The sequence below is a fragment of the Prosthecobacter debontii genome, from assembly GCF_900167535.1.
In the GTDB taxonomy this organism is placed as follows: Bacteria; Verrucomicrobiota; Verrucomicrobiia; order Verrucomicrobiales; family Verrucomicrobiaceae; genus Prosthecobacter; species Prosthecobacter debontii.
This window is the reverse complement of the sequence record NZ_FUYE01000005.1, coordinates 337,176-356,285: the sequence shown is the minus strand read 5'-3', so window position 1 is coordinate 356,285 and position 19,110 is coordinate 337,176. Positions and strand designations below refer to the sequence as shown.

General features: G+C 55.4%; 15 protein-coding genes. 3 read left to right on the top strand and 12 right to left on the bottom strand.

What is annotated here, in order from left to right:
• The 11 genes from B5D61_RS10170 to B5D61_RS10120 all read right to left on the bottom strand — a co-directional run bounded on the left by B5D61_RS10170 (nucleotide 1) and on the right by B5D61_RS10120 (nucleotide 13,131).
• A complete protein-coding gene (locus B5D61_RS10170) occupies nucleotides 1–1,005 on the bottom strand; it encodes an ABC transporter substrate-binding protein (protein ID WP_139373175.1) in 1,005 nt (334 codons plus the stop codon).
• Between the two features lie 65 nt (nucleotides 1,006–1,070).
• A complete protein-coding gene (locus B5D61_RS10165) occupies nucleotides 1,071–1,550 on the bottom strand; it encodes a glycine cleavage system H family protein (protein WP_078813266.1) in 480 nt (159 codons plus the stop codon).
• Nucleotides 1,551–1,582: 32 nt separating this feature from the next.
• Nucleotides 1,583–2,788, bottom strand: coding sequence for a PQQ-binding-like beta-propeller repeat protein (locus B5D61_RS10160; protein WP_078813265.1), 1,206 nt, complete (start codon nucleotides 2,786–2,788; stop codon nucleotides 1,583–1,585).
• 68 nt (nucleotides 2,789–2,856) lie between these two features.
• Entirely contained in the window at nucleotides 2,857–3,588 is a 732-nt protein-coding gene (locus B5D61_RS10155; protein ID WP_078813264.1) for an FkbM family methyltransferase, read from the bottom strand.
• Nucleotides 3,551–4,753: an alkaline phosphatase family protein gene (locus B5D61_RS10150; RefSeq protein WP_078813263.1), complete on the bottom strand. Its 1,203-nt coding sequence runs from the start codon at nucleotides 4,751–4,753 to the stop codon at nucleotides 3,551–3,553. The genes B5D61_RS10155 and B5D61_RS10150 overlap by 38 nt, the downstream gene beginning before the upstream one ends.
• Nucleotides 4,753–5,454: a response regulator gene (locus B5D61_RS10145; RefSeq protein WP_078813262.1), complete on the bottom strand. Its 702-nt coding sequence runs from the start codon at nucleotides 5,452–5,454 to the stop codon at nucleotides 4,753–4,755. The genes B5D61_RS10150 and B5D61_RS10145 overlap by 1 nt, the downstream gene beginning before the upstream one ends.
• A 2-nt stretch (nucleotides 5,455–5,456) precedes the next feature.
• Nucleotides 5,457–6,749 carry a sugar transferase gene (locus tag B5D61_RS10140; protein ID WP_078813261.1) on the bottom strand — a complete coding sequence of 431 codons (1,293 nt, stop codon included), beginning with the start codon at nucleotides 6,747–6,749 and terminating at the stop codon, nucleotides 5,457–5,459.
• A 24-nt stretch (nucleotides 6,750–6,773) separates the two neighbouring features.
• A complete protein-coding gene (locus tag B5D61_RS10135; RefSeq protein ID WP_139373174.1) occupies nucleotides 6,774–7,523 on the bottom strand; it encodes a sugar transferase in 750 nt (249 codons plus the stop codon).
• A 78-nt stretch (nucleotides 7,524–7,601) separates the two neighbouring features.
• Complete coding sequence (locus B5D61_RS10130) at nucleotides 7,602–8,795, bottom strand: glycosyltransferase family 4 protein (protein ID WP_078813260.1); 1,194 nt, start codon at nucleotides 8,793–8,795, stop codon at nucleotides 7,602–7,604.
• A complete protein-coding gene (locus tag B5D61_RS10125) occupies nucleotides 8,792–12,583 on the bottom strand; it encodes a PAS domain S-box protein (protein ID WP_078813259.1) in 3,792 nt (1,263 codons plus the stop codon). The genes B5D61_RS10130 and B5D61_RS10125 overlap by 4 nt, the downstream gene beginning before the upstream one ends.
• On the bottom strand, nucleotides 12,580–13,131 hold the full coding sequence (locus B5D61_RS10120) for a heme NO-binding domain-containing protein (RefSeq protein WP_078813258.1): 552 nt from the start codon (nucleotides 13,129–13,131) through the stop codon (nucleotides 12,580–12,582). Before B5D61_RS10120 ends, B5D61_RS10125 begins: the two co-directional genes overlap by 4 nt.
• Nucleotides 13,132–13,299: 168 nt before the next feature.
• Between B5D61_RS10120 and B5D61_RS10115 the strand changes: the two genes are divergently transcribed.
• The 3 genes from B5D61_RS10115 to B5D61_RS10105 are packed head-to-tail and all read left to right on the top strand — an operon-like array spanning nucleotide 13,300 to nucleotide 17,010.
• Nucleotides 13,300–14,583, top strand: coding sequence for a glycosyltransferase family 4 protein (locus B5D61_RS10115; RefSeq protein WP_078813257.1), 1,284 nt, complete (start codon nucleotides 13,300–13,302; stop codon nucleotides 14,581–14,583).
• Complete coding sequence (locus B5D61_RS10110; protein WP_139373173.1) at nucleotides 14,576–16,144, top strand: lipopolysaccharide biosynthesis protein; 1,569 nt, start codon at nucleotides 14,576–14,578, stop codon at nucleotides 16,142–16,144. The genes B5D61_RS10115 and B5D61_RS10110 overlap by 8 nt, the downstream gene beginning before the upstream one ends.
• A complete protein-coding gene (locus B5D61_RS10105; RefSeq protein ID WP_078813255.1) occupies nucleotides 16,141–17,010 on the top strand; it encodes a glycosyltransferase family 2 protein in 870 nt (289 codons plus the stop codon). The genes B5D61_RS10110 and B5D61_RS10105 overlap by 4 nt, the downstream gene beginning before the upstream one ends.
• A gap of 187 nt (nucleotides 17,011–17,197) precedes the next feature.
• Here the strand turns inward: B5D61_RS10105 and B5D61_RS10100 are convergent, their stop codons facing one another.
• Nucleotides 17,198–19,015, bottom strand: coding sequence for an ATP-binding protein (locus tag B5D61_RS10100; protein WP_078813254.1), 1,818 nt, complete (start codon nucleotides 19,013–19,015; stop codon nucleotides 17,198–17,200).
• Nucleotides 19,016–19,110 lie beyond the last annotated feature (95 nt).

Sequence of the window (19,110 nt, the reverse complement as noted above, 5' to 3'; positions counted from 1 at the left end):
CTAGCCTTTCACGGCATCCCAGACCTTGGTGTATTTGGCTAAATCAGCCCCGAGGTCCTGAATGGTTTCACACTTGGCTTTGATCTCGTCGGGGATGGTGACGGCAGGATTGTGGAGAAATTCGGGACTGACTTTTTTCAGGGCTTCGGTGTTGGGGCAGAGATACCCCATCCACTCCATGTTCTCTGCGGCGATCTCGGGATCGAGCAGAAAATCGATCCAGGCATGGGCCAACGCTGGTTGTTTGGCCGTCTTGGGAATCACCATTTCATCACAACTCATGGTCACCCCTTCTTGAGGGATCATCAGGGCCACTTTGTCATTCTCCTGAGCGACCTGGAAAAGATCTCCGCTGTAACCGTGCACGAGGAGGAACTCGCCTGAGTCCAGGCCGGCCTTGTAGCCTTCATTGTCAAACTTAGCCACATTCTTCTTCCACTTCAGTAGCACAGCTTGAGCTTCGGCGAGTTCCTTTTCATTCCGGGTATTGATGCTATAACCGAGGCTCTTCAGCGCTGCGCCGATAGTCTCGCGCATATCATCCAGCAATGTCATACGCCCTGCCAGGGCTGCGTTTTCAAAGACCGCCCAAGTGGCTGCAGAGGGAGACTTGTCCTTGCGGCTGGCGATGATGGCATAACCAACTGTATAGGGAACACTGCGCTTCATGCTGCGGTCATGGATTTTCTCCAAGACACCGGAATCAATATTCTTCAGATGAGGTATCTGTGCTGCATCCAGATCCAGAAGCATGCCCTCGGCATCCATGACCTCAATCATGTAACTGGTGGGATAAATCACATCATAGCCTGAGGCTCCGGCCTTCAGCTTGGCAAACATCGCCTCATTGGAATCGAAGGTATCGATGACCACCTTACAGTCATGCTTGGCCTCAAATTTCTCGACAACATCCGGGGAGACGTAGTCCGCCCACGTGTAAACATGCAGTGTCTCAGCCGCAGGGAGAGGGAAAACGGAAATCAGAAGCAGGAGCAGTGCCTTCATGCCAGGGAGAAAAGGGGAGGATCGACTCTCCAGCAAGCTCAAGATGTGCCGAGATCATGCCTCATTCAGTCTTCTGGCGCACCTTCTTCACCGTGCCCCTCCTCGGCCATGCGGTGAATGATGCCGGAGAGGTATTCGATGTAGCCATGCACATCCAGATGATCGGCCTCGGGCTCCCCGCGTGCTGCATAGAGCCAGCCCACTTCATAGGGGTCCGTCCGCACCACACAGGCGTCTTGCTTGAGGTAGGGATTCCCCCCGGCGAAGTGGCCGTTCATCACGGAATACACGTCAGAGGCGGCTTTGAAACCTTCGACCCAACCGATGTTCTTCCCGGGTTCGATGGGGTCGCCTTCCTTCGTGGGCCACTCGCAGTCCACCAACTCACCCAGCATGCGGGTGGCAAATTTCGTAAAGCCTACCCGCCAGAGACCTTCCTGCCCTTCCACGGGAGCCATCCAGTAGTGCGACCGTGAGTAACGATAGGCCTCTGGGAAGCGAGCTGAAAAACGTGAATGCTTGAAACGGACGGTAGGAAGAGCCATGCAGGAGGAGGCAAAAGAATGCTCGGAGGGTCTTATTTTTTCGTCAGATCCAGACAGACCACGTGTCCTTCGGAATTGCGGGCATAGAGCAGGCCATTGGCTAACACAGGCACGCTCCAGCACTTGCCACTGAGGATCTGTGCGCGGCTGGTTTCATCAAACTTCTCCGAGTTGGCTTTTGCCACGATGAGTTCTCCCTTGGAGCTGAGGACGATCAGACGCCCATCCGCAGCCATCAGGGAGCCAAAGCCCACACTCCCCTCAGCCCACATCTCCTCGCCATCGCTCAGGCGCACGCACTTCAGCGCACAACGGCTGTTTTGGTCCCCGTCGATGCCGTAGAGGTAACCGTCGATAAGGATACTGGAGTTAAACTGGTTTTTCAGCACCTTGTTCTCCCACACTTTTTTCGGCGGGCCTTCGCCGAGCTTAAGCAAGGTGCACCCCTTATTGTAACCGCTGGAAAGAAAAAGCTGATCCCCTGCCAAGATAGGGTCTGCCGCATTCACTCCGTAGCGGGTGTTCCAACGATGCGACCACACCTGCTGACCGGTCTTTACGTCCACGGCGAGATAAGCATCTCCGGTGCCGATGACGGCCAGCGTCTTGCCCTGCCAGGTGATGGGATAGGGCGTGGAATAACCCGCGTTATCCACCTCACTTTTCCACACGATCTTGCCGGTGGCTTTTTCGACAGCCATGCCCGCCTTACCCACATTCAGGATGAGCAGATCCCCCTGCACCAGAGGTGCCCCAGCAAACCCCCAGTCCGGCACATTGGCTTCGGTTTCTTTCTGGACATTTTTCTCCCACACGACCTTGCCCGTGGCGGCCTCGAAGCAAAAAAGATCCCCCCAGCGACTGAGGTGATAGGCTCTATCGCCATCAAAGGTGGGCGTCGCGGAAGTGCCGCCTTCATAATACTTGTCTCCTAGGTCTGCACTGTAGCTGTGCTTCCACAGGGTCTTGCCGGTTTTGGCATCCAGGCAGAACAGGGTGTCCTTTTCATCTTCATGCCCCGTGGTCAGGACTTTCCCCTCCGAGACGACGAAGGATGAGAAACCCAGGCCCACCTCGGCCTCCCAGAGGACGGTCGGGTCAGACCCGAGCTGCCAGTCCTTTTCCGCCGAGATCCCGTTATAAGCGGGCCCACGCCAGATGGGCCAATCCGCAGCGGCCGCCGATGACACGCCGGCAAGGAATACAAACAGACTGTGGAGGAGGGGTTGGGCATTCATGCGGGACTACATACGCCCGAGGCATGAAGTCTGGCAACTTCCGTGTCACTCCGAAAGCATGGAGAATCTCAGCGCCACCAGCAGACCACGTCGCCATCCCGGCAGGACTCACAGAAACCACAGTCGGTCAGCTTCTGAAGCACGGCCTGAGTCGCCTCTTCACCGATAGCTCCTGGGTGCAGTTCCATGATGATCTTATCCACTGACTCGGGCAGTTGGGAGAAATCCAGGTATTGCTCTGCGCCTTCGATATCGCAGATCAGGGCCGTCGGGGACACTGGCATGCGCCGGATCAAAGTCGCCAGGCTACAGGCGGGCACGCGCACCGTATTCTCGGAGGTTCCTGTGAGGGTGTTTTCCCAAAACTCACCACCAATGTTGAGGTCCAGATGTCCATCCTGAGCCGCCGCGGCAGCATGGATCACCGAGGGCTCCAGACCATTGAGTTCATAGTTCTGACGGAGCATCTTCAGGGTGTTCGGATTGGCCTCGACACTGGTCACATGCTTCACCCCGACGATTTTCCGGCAATACAGGCCGATGAAGCCAATGGCCCCCCCGAGCTCCAGCACGACATCTCCTGTCGAAAGAAACATGGAGGCAAAACGGCGCTCCTGAAACTCATAACGCCCCGTCAGAATGACGTTCTTCATCAGAGGTGACAAATCTGCGATATGCAGTTTGACGCCTTCCAACTTGGCCTGACGCAGACGTGGTAAAACGAACTTGAAGCGGACTTTCGTCCAAAAATGATTCCAGGAATCAAGCAGCGAGCGTGAAGGCAGAGCGATGGCAGACATGGCTTTCGTAGGATGAAGATTGCTGTTCGATGGAGTCTTCCATCAGACGGTGGATGTGGGGGATGTGAGTGACTTCGGAGGTGAGTTCAGGCCGGTTGGTCAGCAGGGAGGCATAGCTGTGGGCATCGTGTGGATGGTAGCCGTGCATGGCTCGGATAGGCCGCTCACCCATATGGCTAGGCACGATGAGCACGCCTTCTTGAACCAGAAAGATGAGTTCACCAAACTGATGATCCTCAAAGTGGACACGCAGTTCCTTCAACTCGGCCTCGGGCATGATCCTGCCCTGAGGCACGGTCTGAAGAGCTGCCGTGATTTTCTGGCGAACTTCATCATTGAAGAACCAAAAACGAGCCATGGTACTGTCATACACGACCGCATAATCTTTCCCGAACGTCAGCGGCAGAGTTTCGATCACAGATTTAAGATCCAAATGCACATCGCAATTGGCCATGCCGTGATCGCTGAAGACATAGAGATTCACTTCTTCATAGCTCTTGCTGGCCAGATCATAGAGATAGTGAATCCACTCTTCATAGACACGCAGCTTGGCTGGCACTTCCGGCGAGTCATTACCCACACGATGCAGCAGGCCATCCAGGCCTGCCCAATACATGAAGGCAAAGTCGATATCACTGGCCTCGATGTGGGCGGCGAGCGCATCCCGATTCGCTTCCTCGGATTGGTTCGGATCGCTGACGAAATGAGGAACTTCCTTCTCCTGCAAGGTATCGAAGATGTTCGTGCCGCGATTCATACCCTTAGGCTGAAGCGGGCTTTTCTTCTCGGTGAAATCAAATCGGTCGATGTGTTCGAACGGGATGTTGTAAAGATCGAAGTAACCTTTAAAGCCTAACTTCTTCTTCGCCAGCTTCGTCAGCCAGCGGCGAAAGATGCGGCGGCTCGTCACCGCCTTGGGCAGCCATTTCAGCCAGCTTAAAAACTTGAAGGGGGAAGTCTCCGGGCTGTGAACAAAGTAGCACCAGTTCCGGTGCTCATCGGGCCAATGACCGCTGACGATGCTGGGCACGCAGGTAGAGCTGTAGCCGAAAACGCTTTCCAGCTTGTGCCGATGTGGGGCGATCTCCTGAAGGAAGGGATCGTTTTTAATGATCTCCCATCCGCAGGCATCCACCATGATAAAGAGTGACAAGGAAGGTTTCATTAAGCAGCCAGGGGGAGGTGGGTTTGGATCAAGCGATGCACTTCACCACGAAGGGCTGCAGGGCTGAAAGGTTTGGTGATGAAGAGGGAGGCTCCCTCGAAGCTGTCGTGCTGAGAGCCAGCCAGGGTCTCAGTGGCGCTCATCAGGATCACGGGGATGTGCTTGGTAGCCTCGTCCGCTTTCAGACGGCGCAGGGTCTGGCGGCCATCCATGAGCGGCATCACGTAGTCGAGAATGATCACCGAGGGGTTTTCCCGGCGGGCGATGTTGATGGCGTCTTGACCATTGGAAGCACTGAGAACGCGGCGGCCTAAGGGCTTCATGCTCAGCTCACAGACCGTGCGAATATGAGGCTCATCTTCCACGACCAGAATCGGGCGGAGCGACTCAGGTGCAGGCTGCGTGACCCCAAAACCGAACTGGAACAGGCGATGCATGCGGGTCAATTCCAGAAGCTGCATGACCTGCGGAGCCGGATTAACCAAGCGGACATTGCCTCCGCGCTTACTCACCACCTCCCGCAACGCGAGAAGCGCGGCGATCCCTGAGCTATCCAAACTGCGCGTATTGGACATATCCAGCTCAGCATGGATATGAGAAGGCTTTAACAAGCTGGCGGCTGTCTTGCGCCACACATCCGCCGCACGGCGTTCGAGATCGCAGGGAGTGCTCAAAGTCAGGGTTTGTTCAGACGCATTCATAGTTAGGAAAAAGAGAGGGAAGTGTGATCGGACGGGGTTGAAAAAGAGCTTTGAAAAGAGATCAGGCGGACGAGGCAGCGAACCAGGATTTGCAGACGAAGGAACAGGCTGCGCTGCACACTGAAGAAGGCAGCGTGGGCCAGTGCCTCGGGCATCTGCTCGGGATCAGCCCCCTGTGCATCGGCAAGGGAGAAAACCCCCGCGGGATCTGCCAGCCAGAGCTGCCCCACCTCGCCTCGCAGCGCAGTCGCCGCCTCAGGAGACAGCGGGCGATTTCCCACCAACGCCATCTCCCCGCGCAACACCCGCCAAAGCTCTGGCCAGCGCTGAAAAAGAGAATCCGTTGCGGTGAACTGCAGCAGACGGAAAGTGCGGCTGAAGCCATCCACGCATCCCAGAGGTGGCAGCATGACTCGGCGCTCAGCAAACACCGGCTTCCGCAGAACTAAGCTCTTCACCACCACCCAGAGATAACCGGGCAGGCCCAACACCAGCAGAATCAAAGCCAGGACACGCTCCCACCAGGCCGCACGACTCTCGCTGCCAAGACGCTGACCGATGTCTTGAAGGAAAAAGCCATCCTGCACCTCCAGAAACGAGCCCTTCTCCCAGTCTTGCAGCCCGTTTCCCCAAGCCATCGAGTGATCGAGGCTCATTCCAGCCCCCACATAGGTGTGAGGTCCTACCCAGGTATTTTCCAGCACCACGCCGTCATCGACGTAAGCTCCGGTTTCCAGAATCGCGCCAGGGCCGATCTTCGCATCCGCACGCACAGTCACATGAGGCCCTACCCAAGCGGGCGCAGTTAAATTCACCGTCGCTGCGAGTCGTGCCTTGGTGCTCACCCAGACCCCGGGGCTCAGTTCCCGCATGGTGAGCGTGGCATTCACCGCCGGGTCAGCCACCCCATCGAGGAAAGACTTGAACTGCAAGTAATGGCTGCGCCAGAAAACAAAATTCAGTTTCCCAGGAATCGCATCCGCCACCAGAACACGCACCGGGCCGGAGCATTGGCTGCCATGGGCGGTTTGAGCTTCTTCAATGGAGAGTTCGTGGGCTGTGGCAGTGACCTCGATCTTCAGGCCTAGAGCCGCTCCACGGCCCACCGCATCGCGGATCAGCTCAGGCCGGTCTGCTGCCAGCAACAGAACGTCTTTCACCCCTTCTGCCGCCAGGTAAGTCAGCACGTGATCCAGCAGCGTGCGTCCGAGCACCGGCATCAGCACCAGAGGTGCCATGCGGTGGAATACGCCCGCAGCAGGGCGGTATTCAGGACAGATCACGATTGCTTGCATGACAGGACAGTTTCTCGGTTAGACTTACTTACCCAGCAGCATGGCTGGGGGCGTCTTCAGCATGATCCACAGATCACGAGCCACGGTTTGGTCCTCGATGTAGCGGACATCCAGGCGGACCTGTTCATCGAAGTCGATGGCATTGCGGTCACCGATCTCAAAGGTGCCACCTTCCCGCTCACCCACCTGCCAGAGGCCCGTGATACCAGGGATGGCCAAGAGGCGGCGGCGATCATCCAAAGAATAAAGAGCCACCTCACGAGGCAGCGGCGGGCGTGGCCCCACGATGGACATCTCACCTGCCAGAACATTGAAAAGCTGGGGCAGCTCATCCAGCGAAGCGCGGCGGATAAAACGTCCTACGCGGGTGATGCGAGGATCGTTCTCCATTTTAAAAGTCACCCCACCGGCTTTTTCATTCTGCGCCAGCAGAGCAGCCAGCTTAGCCTCAGCATCCACACACATGGAGCGGAACTTCCACATGCCAAATTCACGCCCCAGATAGCCCACGCGACGCTGGCGGAAAAAAACCGGACCTCCGTCGGACTTGATCATCAAAGCCACCGCCAAAAGCACAGGCGACGCTAACAGCAGAACGATCACGGAAATCACGATGTCCAGCGTGCGCTTCATCACCCGAGTTCCGTGGACCAGGGCCAGCCAAGAGCCACGCTTCAGGAGCATGGAGATCTGCCAAAACCAGCGGCCGGAGCGAGTCTGCGCTTGCAGCAGGCGGCGGGCGATCAAATTGGAATGGAAGGCGTTGGGTTTCATCACAAGGCCATCCTAGAAGAGGCCTGTCACCTTGTAATCCCCCCCAAACGGGTGAAAAATCCCCCCACTGTCTGAGGTTCAAGCGCTTCCCCGGCTCCGCCTCACCCTCTCGAACATTTTCTCTAGATCCTCAATGTAAGTGGGGAAATCGTAGCGCTCGCTCACAAACTTCAGGCCGTTTTCACCCATTTGGCGTGCTTTCGTTTTGTCTTGAAGCAATTCATCCAAGCGCTGCGCAAAGACCTCCCGATCCATCCAGGGAATCAGATAGCCGTTTTGACCATCCTTGAGCCAATCTTTGATCCCACCCGCATCGAAACCGACGACAGGTAACGCGTAACGCATCACTTCCAGACCAATCGTTGCGATAGGCTCCGGCCACACACTGCTGAGAGCCACGACGCTACACTCCTGATAGTAGGACTTCAGTTCCTCCTGCGGGATGAAGCCTTTGAAGTGAACACGATCCGCCAGCCCCAGCTTCTTCGACAGTTCCTCGCAGTAAGACTTATGGTTACCGTCACCGAGAATGATGCATTCAAACTTGCTTTTCACCTTGGCTAGAGCTTCCAGCAAGACATCGACTCCTTTGCCGCGAATGATCTGACCGGCATAGAGGATGAGGTTTCGATCACTGAAGGAACTGCGCAGATTGGGATCTCCCATGCGCGGCACCGGAGCATGAATTTCGATCCGAGAGGGATCGAAGCCGTTGTTGAGCAGCTCATCCCGCATGTATTCTGTGACCACGACCATGCGATCAAACTTCTGGTTAAGCTGAATCTCCCGCTTTTTCTCACGATAACTCACCCACTTGAGAGGAAACCCACCGCCATTGTTTTTCACCAAACAAGCTCCGCAGGGAAAGACGCATCTCCAAGAGGCTGCACGCGTGCAGATCTCCCGAGTGAAGTAGTTATACTTGTAACTGCGCATGCAGTAGATGTCGTGATCATGCACCATCCGTAAGAGCGGGCGTCCGCTCCCGACCAGTGCCTGAATAACCCTCAAATCCGCCATCTTATGCACATAAATGGCATCCGGATCAAAGGACGTTAAAGCTGCCCGTGCAGCCGCCGCCGTATCTACGCCTTCCAGGGGAAAGCGGCTGGTGAACACACCCTTCCAACCTTCTTCATTCTTACCGGTCGTTGGACCATGAAGAATGCCCATGTGATGCCCCCGCTGTCCAAGTTCTTGCGCGGTGATAAAGGCATTGGCCTCAGCACCGGCCAGGGCACCGAAACGCTCGTGAACGTAGAGGAGTTTCATGACGAAGGAGTCTGCTGAAGCCGGGTCAATTCAGATCGCAGCAAGGGCACGGCTGCATCAAAGGCCTGATGCAAGGCACTGGCTAAAAGAGGTTGCCCTGGAGTCAGATCTCTTTCTGCAAGCAGCTCAATGTCACGGCATAGATTGCGGATGCCATTGAGCCCAAAAAGCGCACTGCTACCTTTCAAAGAATGAGCCGCACGTTTGAGTTTGGTCTGGTCTCCACCGCCCGCCAATTCACTGATCTCCCCCAGTCGATCCGGTGTATCTTTGAGCCAGTTTTCGATCAATTGAGCCGCCGCTTCCGCACTCAATTCCTCCGCCAATTGATCGATGGACGAGATGACTTCATGAACATCCTGCGCGTCCAGAGGCATTTCGGTTTCCTTCTCAGGAGGAATATCATCCAGCCGCTGCACATGACTCAGGGCTTGGAGCAGGATGGCCGCCCTTAGGGGTTTGGCCAAGTAATCATCCATACCCGCTTCCATACACCGCTCGCGTTCGCCGGACATGGCGTTGGCGGTCATCGCGATGATGCGCACCCGAGGGCGATGCCATTCAGGTGAGGCCTCAATCTCGCGGATACGCCGAGTCGCCTCATACCCATCCATCACAGGCATGTGGCAGTCCATCAGGATGCCGTCATAGATGCCTTTTTCAAAAAGCTCGACAGCCTCCGCCCCATCACGCGCCACATCTCGGGTAAAGCCTAGTTTATCTAAATGTAAAATCGCCAGTCTGGCATTCACCTCATTGTCTTCGACAATCAGGAAATGAGGCATGGCTTTTTCATGGGTTACGGCAGGTTTGGACACCATTTCGGTCGGGGAATCTTTAACTTCTAAAGCCTCTCTTAAGCCTTGGCGCAACTGCATGCGACGGACGGGCTTGAGCAAATACACATCCACTCCACCCAGCGCACTGCGCTCTCGTGCGCTATCGGTCAATTGGCCCAGGATAATGACTTTGGGCCGCCGTTTTTCTTTTTCTAGAATCTTGAGTGTATCCATGGAGCGATCACCGAACAATCGCCGATCGATCACCAGCAGGTCCCACACGCTCTGTGGATCCAGCAAAGCGGCCACCGCAGCGGCTTCATTATCCACGATCAAGGCAGGCTGACTCAAGCCTTTCAAAGCCAACTCCGCTGCACGGCGAGATAACAAGACATCATCCGCCACAAGAACGCGAAGGTCCTTCTCGCGGTCGGACCATTGCATTGGCGGCTCGGCCCCTGAAGCGATGCTCACCGGGATGCGAAATGAGAACTGAGAGCCATATTGGAGCGTGCTTTCGACGACAATGCAGCCGCCCATCATTTCTACGAGGCGCTTGCTGATGACCAGGCCTAATCCGGTGCCACCGAAACGGCGCGTCGAAGACCCGTCCACCTGAGTGAACGGCGTGAACAGCCGACTCATTTGTTCAGGGGTCATGCCGATACCAGTATCGTCCACCACGAACTCAATGAATTCCTGAGCAACTTCCTTTTCATGCACACGCCTGACGAAGACATTGACCTCGCCTTCGTCGGTAAATTTGATCGCGTTGCCGACCAGATTCAAAATCACCTGCCGCAGTCGGCCAGGATCTCCATTCAGACTCGCAGGCACATCGGGATCGATGAGCACGCTCATCTCCAGCCCCTTTTGATGAACTTTATGGTAGAGCAAGTCCACCACACCATCCAAGACGGCATCGATCGAAAACGCTTCATTGACCAAGTCTAAACGTCGAGCTTCGATTTTCGAAAAGTCGAGGATATCATCAATGATGGTCATGAGTGCTTCGCCACTGTTTCTGACGGCCTCAGTCATCTCTCGTTGAGACGGCTCCAATCGCGACTCCAGCAGCAAGGAGGACATCCCGATGATGCCATTCATCGGCGTGCGGATCTCATGGCTCATCGTCGCCAAGAAATCACTCTTGGCCTGATTGGCTGCCTCCGCGAGTTCCTTAGCCGCCACCAGAGCCTCAGCAGCACGCTTCCGCTCCGTGATGTCTGAAGCTACCCCCATATAGCCTGTGACCACACCATGAGAGTTAAACAATGCGGTGACACACAGCAAAGCGGGAAAGGTCGAGCCATCTTTCCGCACGTAGGTCCATTCTCCTTCATCAGGCGTGCCAAGTTTCGCTTTGGCCACGAATGTCTCAAAACCCGGCTCGACGGGGTAACCTAATTCTTGAGTCAGTTGTTCAGCACGTTTTTCGATTTCTTCTTTGAGGTGAATGATCGCTGGAGTTTGTTTACCCACCATTTCCTCGGCTTGATAACCTAACATTCGCTCAGCCGCGTGATTGAAGGTTCGGATCGTCCCATCCAGATCCGCCGCAATGATGGAATAGGTTGCTCCAGCCAAAATGGCACGTTGCAGCGTGTGCGCTTCTTGGAGGGCTTCTTCCGCCTTTTTACGCTCCAAGAACTGGCCAAATTGATTGCCAATGCCATTGACCGTCTCCAGCAGATTTTCATCCGGTTCTTCAATACGGCTGCTGAAGAACTCAAGCACGCCCAAGACCCGTCCCTGGTTCACAATAGGGAAGGCCAAGCCACCATGCAGTCCGGCCTCCTTAGCCACGCTAGCGCGGAGAAAGCCCGAATCTACAGCCACATCAGGGATCCAGACGCTCTTACCCGTTTCCCACACACGCCCGGGTAAGCCCACCCCTTTCATAAAAGCATACTGGCGGCTCGTCTGAACGAAGTGGGCCAAATCCTGGGACTCGTCATACCAAGCTTCCACAAGCGAGAGGTGTTCTCGCGCCTCATCCAGCATCCACATCCCACCCTTCGCCCAACCTAACCGACAACAGACATCTTGAATGATCCTAGCACTGGCCTCCTCGATGGAGTTCACCTCTGTCAAAAGTCGTGACACCGTGAATTGCAGGTCTCGACGTTTCTTATCCCTCAATTCTTGAGTGATATCACTCTCGATCGCCATGAAGTTCGTGACCTTCCCGTCTTCATCGAAGATGGGCTGGACCTCTAAAGACAGCCAGTAGCGCGAACCATTTTTGTGATAGTTCAAAATTTCCCCTTTGAATCCCTTCCCCGCAAGCAACTGCTGGCGCATGTAAGCCACCATGACCGCATCCGTATCGGGACCTTGCAATACGCTGCCAGGCGTTTTGCCCATCACTTCTTCAAGTGTCCATCCAGAGATTCGCACAAAGCCATCATTCACCCACTCGATGCATCCCTGGGCATCGGTCACCACGACCGCGTTGTCCGTGCGTGCAGCAACCAGGGCTAACTTTTTATACTCAGCCTCTCGCTGGCGTAACAGTGAGCGCTGCTCGGTGAGTCGATTCGTCAGCTTCTGCAAATCCTCATTGGCCATCTGCTGAGTTTGCAAAAGCTGAAGCAAGTCCAGCGACGAATCATGGATTGCAAAGTCTTCAAAGGTGATTCCCAATGCCTCCATCTCCGCCGTGCTTTGCAGCCACGGGGAGCAGAGCATCACCATCACCCCGGATTTCGGCAGTTCGACGATCTGTCCACGGAAACTCGTTTTGCTTTTCCGATGGCGGAAGAAAAACAGCTCCTTCAGATGTTTCTTCAGGACTTCTGCTTCAAAACCGACCTCTGGTCGGATCATCTCAAATAACTCTCCGATCCAAATCCCCCGTTGGACATCTTCACAAATCTTCCCCAAAGACGGACCAAAATTCACAATCCGCTGAGTTTCATCCCACGCGAAAAAGAATGGGAAGACCCTGAGGAAAGTCTCCCCGGGAAGCTCGATGACGCGTGATAAGGGGATGGTCTTGTTCGTCATACTAGAGTCCAGGCCACCTTAAAGACATCGTGCTCGGCGCCTTGATCCTGCCGAGCCAGAATCTCACATGTCGCTGGTGTGTTAAAAAGTTTGCCCAGCCCTTGCACGAGCCCGACAACGAAAGTCGTCAATCCTGGACGATGGGTGAAATAGTGCAGCTTGAGAGAACTATCCTCAATGTCAGAACACTCGAAACGCGGGGGTTTGAGGTCGGGGTAAATCATGGCCACGCGCGTGTGAAAGTTAGGCAAGTTGATGAGAAAATCGCGCAGGTTCTTCCCCCCCGCCTTCATCATTGGGCCGTAACTTTCACTCGCGGTCTTCAAGACCCAGTGCTCACCAAAGGCGATTAAAATCTGCTCGGCAGAAATTTTCAGCACTTCACTAGCTGCCCCGACGAGGCGGTAGGTGATTTCATCGGGGTAGGCTTGATTACTGACAAAGACTTCCACATCCACACCTGCGGTGGCTTTGATAGCCTCCCATTTGTCCTGACCGAATTGAGTAATGACCAGTTCTTCGACCGCTTTGTTGACGAGGCCATACATAGTTTATGAAAAGTCTTTGAATTATGGAAAATCTCTTCTGAATGAGGCCAGATAGCAACCTAAAGATGTACCTAACATTGTCAGATTAATATCCTGAATTGCCCCTCCACCGCATCCCCTCACCTGGGGGGATGGCGGCATTGATGGTTCCACGACAGTTTTGGAACCATGGCAGCCCGCATCATTCACGTCCCTCGCCGCTTTGTGTCCCATGAATGGGGAGGCACGGAGACTGTCATCACCGAAATCGCCCGCCAGCAGAAGCAAGCCGGCTTCGAGCCGAGAATCATCACCTCCATGGCCCTGGCTCATGAGGCCCATGAGATCATCCAGGGTATCGAAGTGCAGCGACATCGCCACTGCTATCCGTTCTTCGGGCTCACCGACGCTGAGAAAGCCGCCCTGGATAAAAAGGGCGGCAATCTGCTTTCCCTGCCCCTCTTCGGAGCTCTGATGCGTGAGCAGGACGTGCGGCTTTTTCACGCTCACTCGCTCAAACGCCTCGGTGGCATGGTCGCGACAGCGGCCCGGCTTCGCCGCAAACCCCTCGTCGTCTCCCTCCACGGCGGTGTTTTTGACGTTCCCGCCGAGGAGATGCAAACCATGATCCAGCCCATCTCGGGCAAGTTTGAGTGGGGGCGTCTCTTTGGCGCAGTCTTCCGCTCCAGGCAGCTTCTCGATGACGCCGACATGATCATCTGTGTGGGCCAGAGTGAACTGGAAGCAGCGCAAAAGAAACTTCAGCACAATCGAATCGATTACCTCCCGAATGGAGTCGAGAGTCACCGCTTCACTCAGGGCGAAGGAGCCCGCTTCCGCGCCGCACACGGCATCCCTCAGGATGCCTTTCTGGTCATGAACATCAGTCGCATTGACGCGCAGAAAAACCAGATGGTTCTCGTCAATGCCTTCTCTGACCTGGCCAAGGAAGATGCAAGCGCCCATCTCGTCCTTATCGGCCCAGAAACCCAGCCTGACTATGCCGCCAAACTGCGTGCACGCATCGCGGAATTAGGTCTAGCTACCCGCATTCATCTCCTCCCAGGTCTGCGTAATGACGATCCTGCTCTGCTGGATGCTTATCAGGCCTGCAATGTCTTCGTGCTCCCCTCCATGCATGAACCCTTTGGCATCGTCGTGCTGGAAGCTTGGAGCGCAGGCAAGCCTGTCATTGCAAGTCATGTGGGCGGTCTGAAAACGCTCATCAACCATCAACGTGATGGCTTGTTCTTCCATGATGAGGCGGACCTAACCGCCGCCCTTCGTGAACTCAAAGCTCACCCGGAACGCTGCTTGGCTCTCGGCCAGGCAGGCCAAATGGAGGCCAGGACGCACTACGACTGGAAGCGCATTCATCAGCGCCTAGAGACTCTTTATCAACAAGCCGAGGAGCACCACAACGGACGCTACCGCTCTGTTTCCGCCCCCACCTACTCCACCCGTCATGTCTGAAGCGAACATTCATCATCAAATGGTGAGAGACACTCTCTCCAACTATGTACGCACCGCCGTGGCCATGGCGGTGGGGCTCGTGACCTTTCGGCTGCTTTACCAGCATTTCGACCGGGAGGAATTTGGCTTTTGGTCGCTGCTTTGGAGCGTTTTTGGTTATGGCATTCTCTTAGATTTCGGGTTCGGTTTTGCAGCTCAAAAAAGAGTCGCAGAGCTTTCCGTGCAGCATAAGTGGGATGAGCTCGGTCATGTCCTGAGTTCCATCCTGATCTTCTATTCGGGCATCGCAGTGCTTCTCGCGGGAGGTGCCTTGCTTTCAGCGCCTTGGCTCGTGGAGTGGTGCGGGGTGCCAGCCCAGAGGGCGGCTGAGTTTAAGACTGTGCTCGTGGTTTTCTTCGTGGGTATCGGCTTAGCTTTCCCGTTGGGCATTTTCCCTGAAATCCTGCGTGGGCAGAGGCGCATCAGCCTGGTCAATTGGATCACTACCCTCGCCTTAGTCACCCGCCTTGCGCTCATCCTCGTCGCCTTGTGGAAGCAATGGAGCTTTCTGAGCATCATGCTCATCGCACTCGGCTCAGCCCTTGCCCCCGACTGCATTTCCGCCTTCTTCGCCCTCCGCCGCATGCCGAAAGTGAAGCTCCGACCCACCTGGGCAGCGATGGGAACCATGCGCCACACCATGGCCTTCTCCCTCTTCGCGTATCTGGGCACAGCCACCAACTTGGTGTTAGGCAAAACCGACCAACTCGTCATCACCAGTGCTCTGGGCGTGGCCGCTATCGCCCTTTATCAATCAGGTGCGAAGGTCGCTGAAGTCTTCCGAGAATTCACCCGCCAAGTTCAGGACACCCTCTCACCTGTGGCTGCCCACTTGCATGCCGGCGCTCAGCACGAAGCTCTCCGAGCCCTCTTGGTGCAGGGCACACGCTGGAGTATTCTCATCGCAACACCATTATATTTGATGTGTGCTTTCTATTTGGATGAATTGTTGCATCTCCTCACGGGCGATGCCGCACTGACCCATGAAACTTGGCTCACCGGACAGATTCTCCTCGTCTGGTATTACACCACCATCCTAACTCATAGCGTGTCGAAGCGCGTCTTCATCATGACCGGCCACGAGAAGAAGCTGATGTGGTTAGGGCTGGCCGAGGCAGGTGCCAATCTCGTGCTGAGCGTAGGACTGGTGATGTGGCTCAAGAGCGTGACCGCTGTCGCTCTCGGTTCTTTAATCCCGACCTTATGGTTGGGCTGGCTCTATCTGTGGCCATGGCAGGCCCGTGAATCGGGCATGAGTAGCCTCGCCCTTTTAAGGAAAACCGTGCTGCCTGCTTGGACAGCCTCACTGCCAGTTCTGGCCGCACTTCTGCTTTTGAAAAATCTACCGCTGATTCCAGATGGGCATCCTCTGCTGGTGTTGTTGAGTGAAGGTTCCATCGCCGGTGTTGTCGCCCTCGTATCGCTGTGGTTCCTGGCCATGAGCCGAGATGAACGGCAAAAAATCAAACGTCGTTTCATCCGCAAGCGCGTCACTAAGGTCTCCGTCGTCATCCCTATATGAAGGACCCTCTCGTCAGCATCATCATGCGCAGTTTCAACGAGGCTTGGGCTCTCGGAGACACCTTAGCTGCCCTGCAATCTCAGGAATACACGGACTGGGAACTGATTGTCATCGACAGTGGCAGCACGGATGGCTCACAGGAGCTGATTCGTGCCGCGCGCCCCGCAGAATTCGTTCAGATACGACCTGAAGAATACAACCCCAGCCGAGTGATGAACCAGGGGATGCGGCTCGCTCGTGGAGAAATCTGCATTTTCCTCAATGCCGACGCCACACCGCAAGGCCCCAACTGGCTGCGGCCGCTGGTTGAAGCGCTTCAAGATCCCGCGGTGGGAGCGTGCTTTGGTCGGCAAATTCCGCGTCCAGATTGTCAGGCTGTTTTCGCTTGCGACTATGATCGCTGCTTCGGTGAAAATCGTGAATCCATACATTGGGATCACTTTTTCAGCATGGTCAGCAGCGGCCTGCGCAAGGATGTGTGGAGTCAACGCGGCTTCCGGGAAGACCTCCAATACGCCGAAGACGACGAATACACGCGTTGGTGTAAGCAGCAGGGTTACCACGTCCACTATGTGCCGGAATCCCTGGCCATGCACAGCCACAATTATACGCCTGAACAAAGCTATCGCCGATCTTTCGGAGATGCGCGCGCGATTGGCCGCGCATGGCAAAGATCCCCACAGGAGTTTCGTTGGCTGAAGACCGTCTTCCTGGGCTTCATCAGCGACTTGCGCCACGACGCTGCGTATTGTCTCCGCCAGCATCGTTTGCGGGAACTTCCGCACGCGCTGCATATCCGCTGGCAGCAGCGCCGGGGTAAGCTGGCTGGTTTTCGCCAGGGCTGGCACGAAACCCACACAGCTTGAGTGAGTGGGGAACCGTTACGTTGCTATAAGCTTGCCCGATCGAGGATCACATTCGCGTTGCGAAGTGATTGACGTGGTCTTCTGGGCAAACGTTCTACCTAGCGGCCTCAAATTGGGCCCAAGGCTCAATAAGTTTACACATCGCACGGCGTCGAACGCTACGCCCTTTCCTCGGAAGGGTTAGCGTTTACAGCACCTCTTTCAACGCCGCAGGTGTGACTGGACTCGCAAGAATGGTCTCAAATCCCGGCAGGACTTGATCTTCCAACTCCGCGTTCAATCCGATCACTCGAACAGACCCGCCACAGAGGGCCGGAAGCTTTTCCACACCCTCCAAATGCACATCGGCGAGAATGAGCGATGCAGGTTGCTGATGCAACGCGACTTCAAGCTCTCCCAAGGACTTTACCAAACGCACATGACATCCTTGTTTCGACAAGAACCCACGAACGATGATCCCGGTCATGCGCTCTTGAGTTAAGACGATGGCTTGTTGGAGCTCTTGCGGAGGCACCTCTGCTACGAAGCGACAGGGTAACACCAAATGGAAATCAGTGCCCTTCCCTTCGACCGTGTTCATCCATAGACGTCCCCCCATGGCCTGGCTGAGTTTTTTGCACAAAGCCAATCCGATGCCCATGCCGCCATGACGACGTGTATTGGTAAAGTCGGCCTGATTGAACGGCTGGAAAAGTATGGTCTTCTGTTCACCGCCAATACCAATCCCCGTATCGGACACTTTAAAGTGCAGGCTAGTGCCCTCGGTGACATCCAAATGCACCTTCACACTGCCTTGATCGGTGAATTTCACCGCATTGGCGATCAAGTGTCTCAAGACTTGACGGACACGGTCACCATCCATCAGGACCTTGGTGGGGCATTTCGGGCTGGTTTCAAAATGAATGCGCAGCCCTTTCTGACGAGCGAGAGGCTCAAACTGCTCCTGCAGTCCAGCCAAGAGCGCACGTGGAGCCACGGGTGTGGTTTTTACCGTAATGCCCGTCGCATCCAACTGACTGAAATCCAGAATGTCAGTGATCATCTGAAGCAACGAATCCCCTGAGCGGCGGATGGTCTCGACGAATTCCGTCTGCTGCTCATTCAACGGGGTATCAGCCAAGATTTCACTCAACCCGATCACCGCATTCATCGGGGTTCGAAGTTCGTGGCTCATGGCCGCCAGGAATTGACTTTTGGCTTGGGAGGCTGCCAGCGCTGCATCACGAGCGATGACTGTCTGCCCGATCGTTTTTTGCAGCCTGCGGTGGTAGCCGGCCATAAAAATGCCGGCGAGGATGGCCAGAAAAACCGAACCGATCGCACTCAATCTCGTCACATGATGCAGTCCGCGTAACTGAAGCTGGTAATCCTTCAGCTCCATATCCACACCGACGACAGCCACGACATTTCGGCGAGAGTCAAATATCGGCGCATAGCCGCTCAAGAAGGTTCCCCAACGGTCCGTGTAAGGTGTCGTGTCCACCGCTGCCACCCCACTGACCAAAACATCCCTCAGCGTGGCGCTCGCTTCATCATAGCTTTCCATGATGTGGGCTTTGTCATCCTGGCCATCATGATCGGCATCTCCGGGCGGTGTCGGATCCAAGACCAAATAGATCTGATCATCTTTTTGGACGCAGGTATAAACGAAGCGAATCATGCCCTGGGTATTCAAGGCATCTTTCATGCGTTCCATGTGCATAATGGCCTGATGATAAGGAGCACTGGCTTCCTGATCCTGGCGCTGAAACTGCCCATGAGTATCCCCATCCACCACCTCAGCGATGCTTTTGGCAGCAGAAATTAGATTGCTTTTGATCGACTCCTCCAGAACCAACTCAGCTCGCTCGTGCACGTTCCAAATGACCGCTAGCGCAGGGACAGCGAAGAGGAGGAAGACCAGCACTCCGACTACGGCGGGATGCCATCCCAGCCAAACGTCTTTCGCCTTGCGGCTAGCCGATGGGGCAGAAAGAACGTTTGGCGGGGAAATGGCGGGGGGCATTGAGGATTCAGTCGAAACTTTCCTAAACTACGCAGAAAGGCACCCCCCACCATCCCCCGCAAATGGGGGGGATGGATTCCCCCCATGTCCCCGCC

Excerpts from the sequence above, each read along its gene's own strand:
- B5D61_RS10125 (WP_078813259.1), bottom strand. The coding sequence starts at position 12,583 with ATGACGAACAAGACCATCCCCTTATCACGCGTCATCGAGCTTCCCGGG.
- B5D61_RS10170 (WP_139373175.1), bottom strand. The coding sequence starts at position 1,005 with ATGAAGGCACTGCTCCTGCTTCTGATTTCCGTTTTCCCTCTCCCTGCG.
- B5D61_RS10155 (WP_078813264.1), bottom strand. The coding sequence starts at position 3,588 with ATGTCTGCCATCGCTCTGCCTTCACGCTCGCTGCTTGATTCCTGGAAT.
- B5D61_RS10145 (WP_078813262.1), bottom strand. The coding sequence starts at position 5,454 with ATGAATGCGTCTGAACAAACCCTGACTTTGAGCACTCCCTGCGATCTC.
- B5D61_RS10140 (WP_078813261.1), bottom strand. The coding sequence starts at position 6,749 with ATGCAAGCAATCGTGATCTGTCCTGAATACCGCCCTGCTGCGGGCGTA.
- B5D61_RS10165 (WP_078813266.1), bottom strand. The coding sequence starts at position 1,550 with ATGGCTCTTCCTACCGTCCGTTTCAAGCATTCACGTTTTTCAGCTCGC.
- B5D61_RS10160 (WP_078813265.1), bottom strand. The coding sequence starts at position 2,788 with ATGAATGCCCAACCCCTCCTCCACAGTCTGTTTGTATTCCTTGCCGGC.
- B5D61_RS10130 (WP_078813260.1), bottom strand. The coding sequence starts at position 8,795 with ATGAAACTCCTCTACGTTCACGAGCGTTTCGGTGCCCTGGCCGGTGCT.
- B5D61_RS10120 (WP_078813258.1), bottom strand. The coding sequence starts at position 13,131 with ATGTATGGCCTCGTCAACAAAGCGGTCGAAGAACTGGTCATTACTCAA.
- B5D61_RS10100 (WP_078813254.1), bottom strand. The coding sequence starts at position 19,015 with ATGCCCCCCGCCATTTCCCCGCCAAACGTTCTTTCTGCCCCATCGGCT.
- B5D61_RS10115 (WP_078813257.1), top strand. The coding sequence starts at position 13,300 with ATGGCAGCCCGCATCATTCACGTCCCTCGCCGCTTTGTGTCCCATGAA.
- B5D61_RS10135 (WP_139373174.1), bottom strand. The coding sequence starts at position 7,523 with ATGAAACCCAACGCCTTCCATTCCAATTTGATCGCCCGCCGCCTGCTG.
- B5D61_RS10150 (WP_078813263.1), bottom strand. The coding sequence starts at position 4,753 with ATGAAACCTTCCTTGTCACTCTTTATCATGGTGGATGCCTGCGGATGG.
- B5D61_RS10105 (WP_078813255.1), top strand. The coding sequence starts at position 16,141 with ATGAAGGACCCTCTCGTCAGCATCATCATGCGCAGTTTCAACGAGGCT.
- B5D61_RS10110 (WP_139373173.1), top strand. The coding sequence starts at position 14,576 with ATGTCTGAAGCGAACATTCATCATCAAATGGTGAGAGACACTCTCTCC.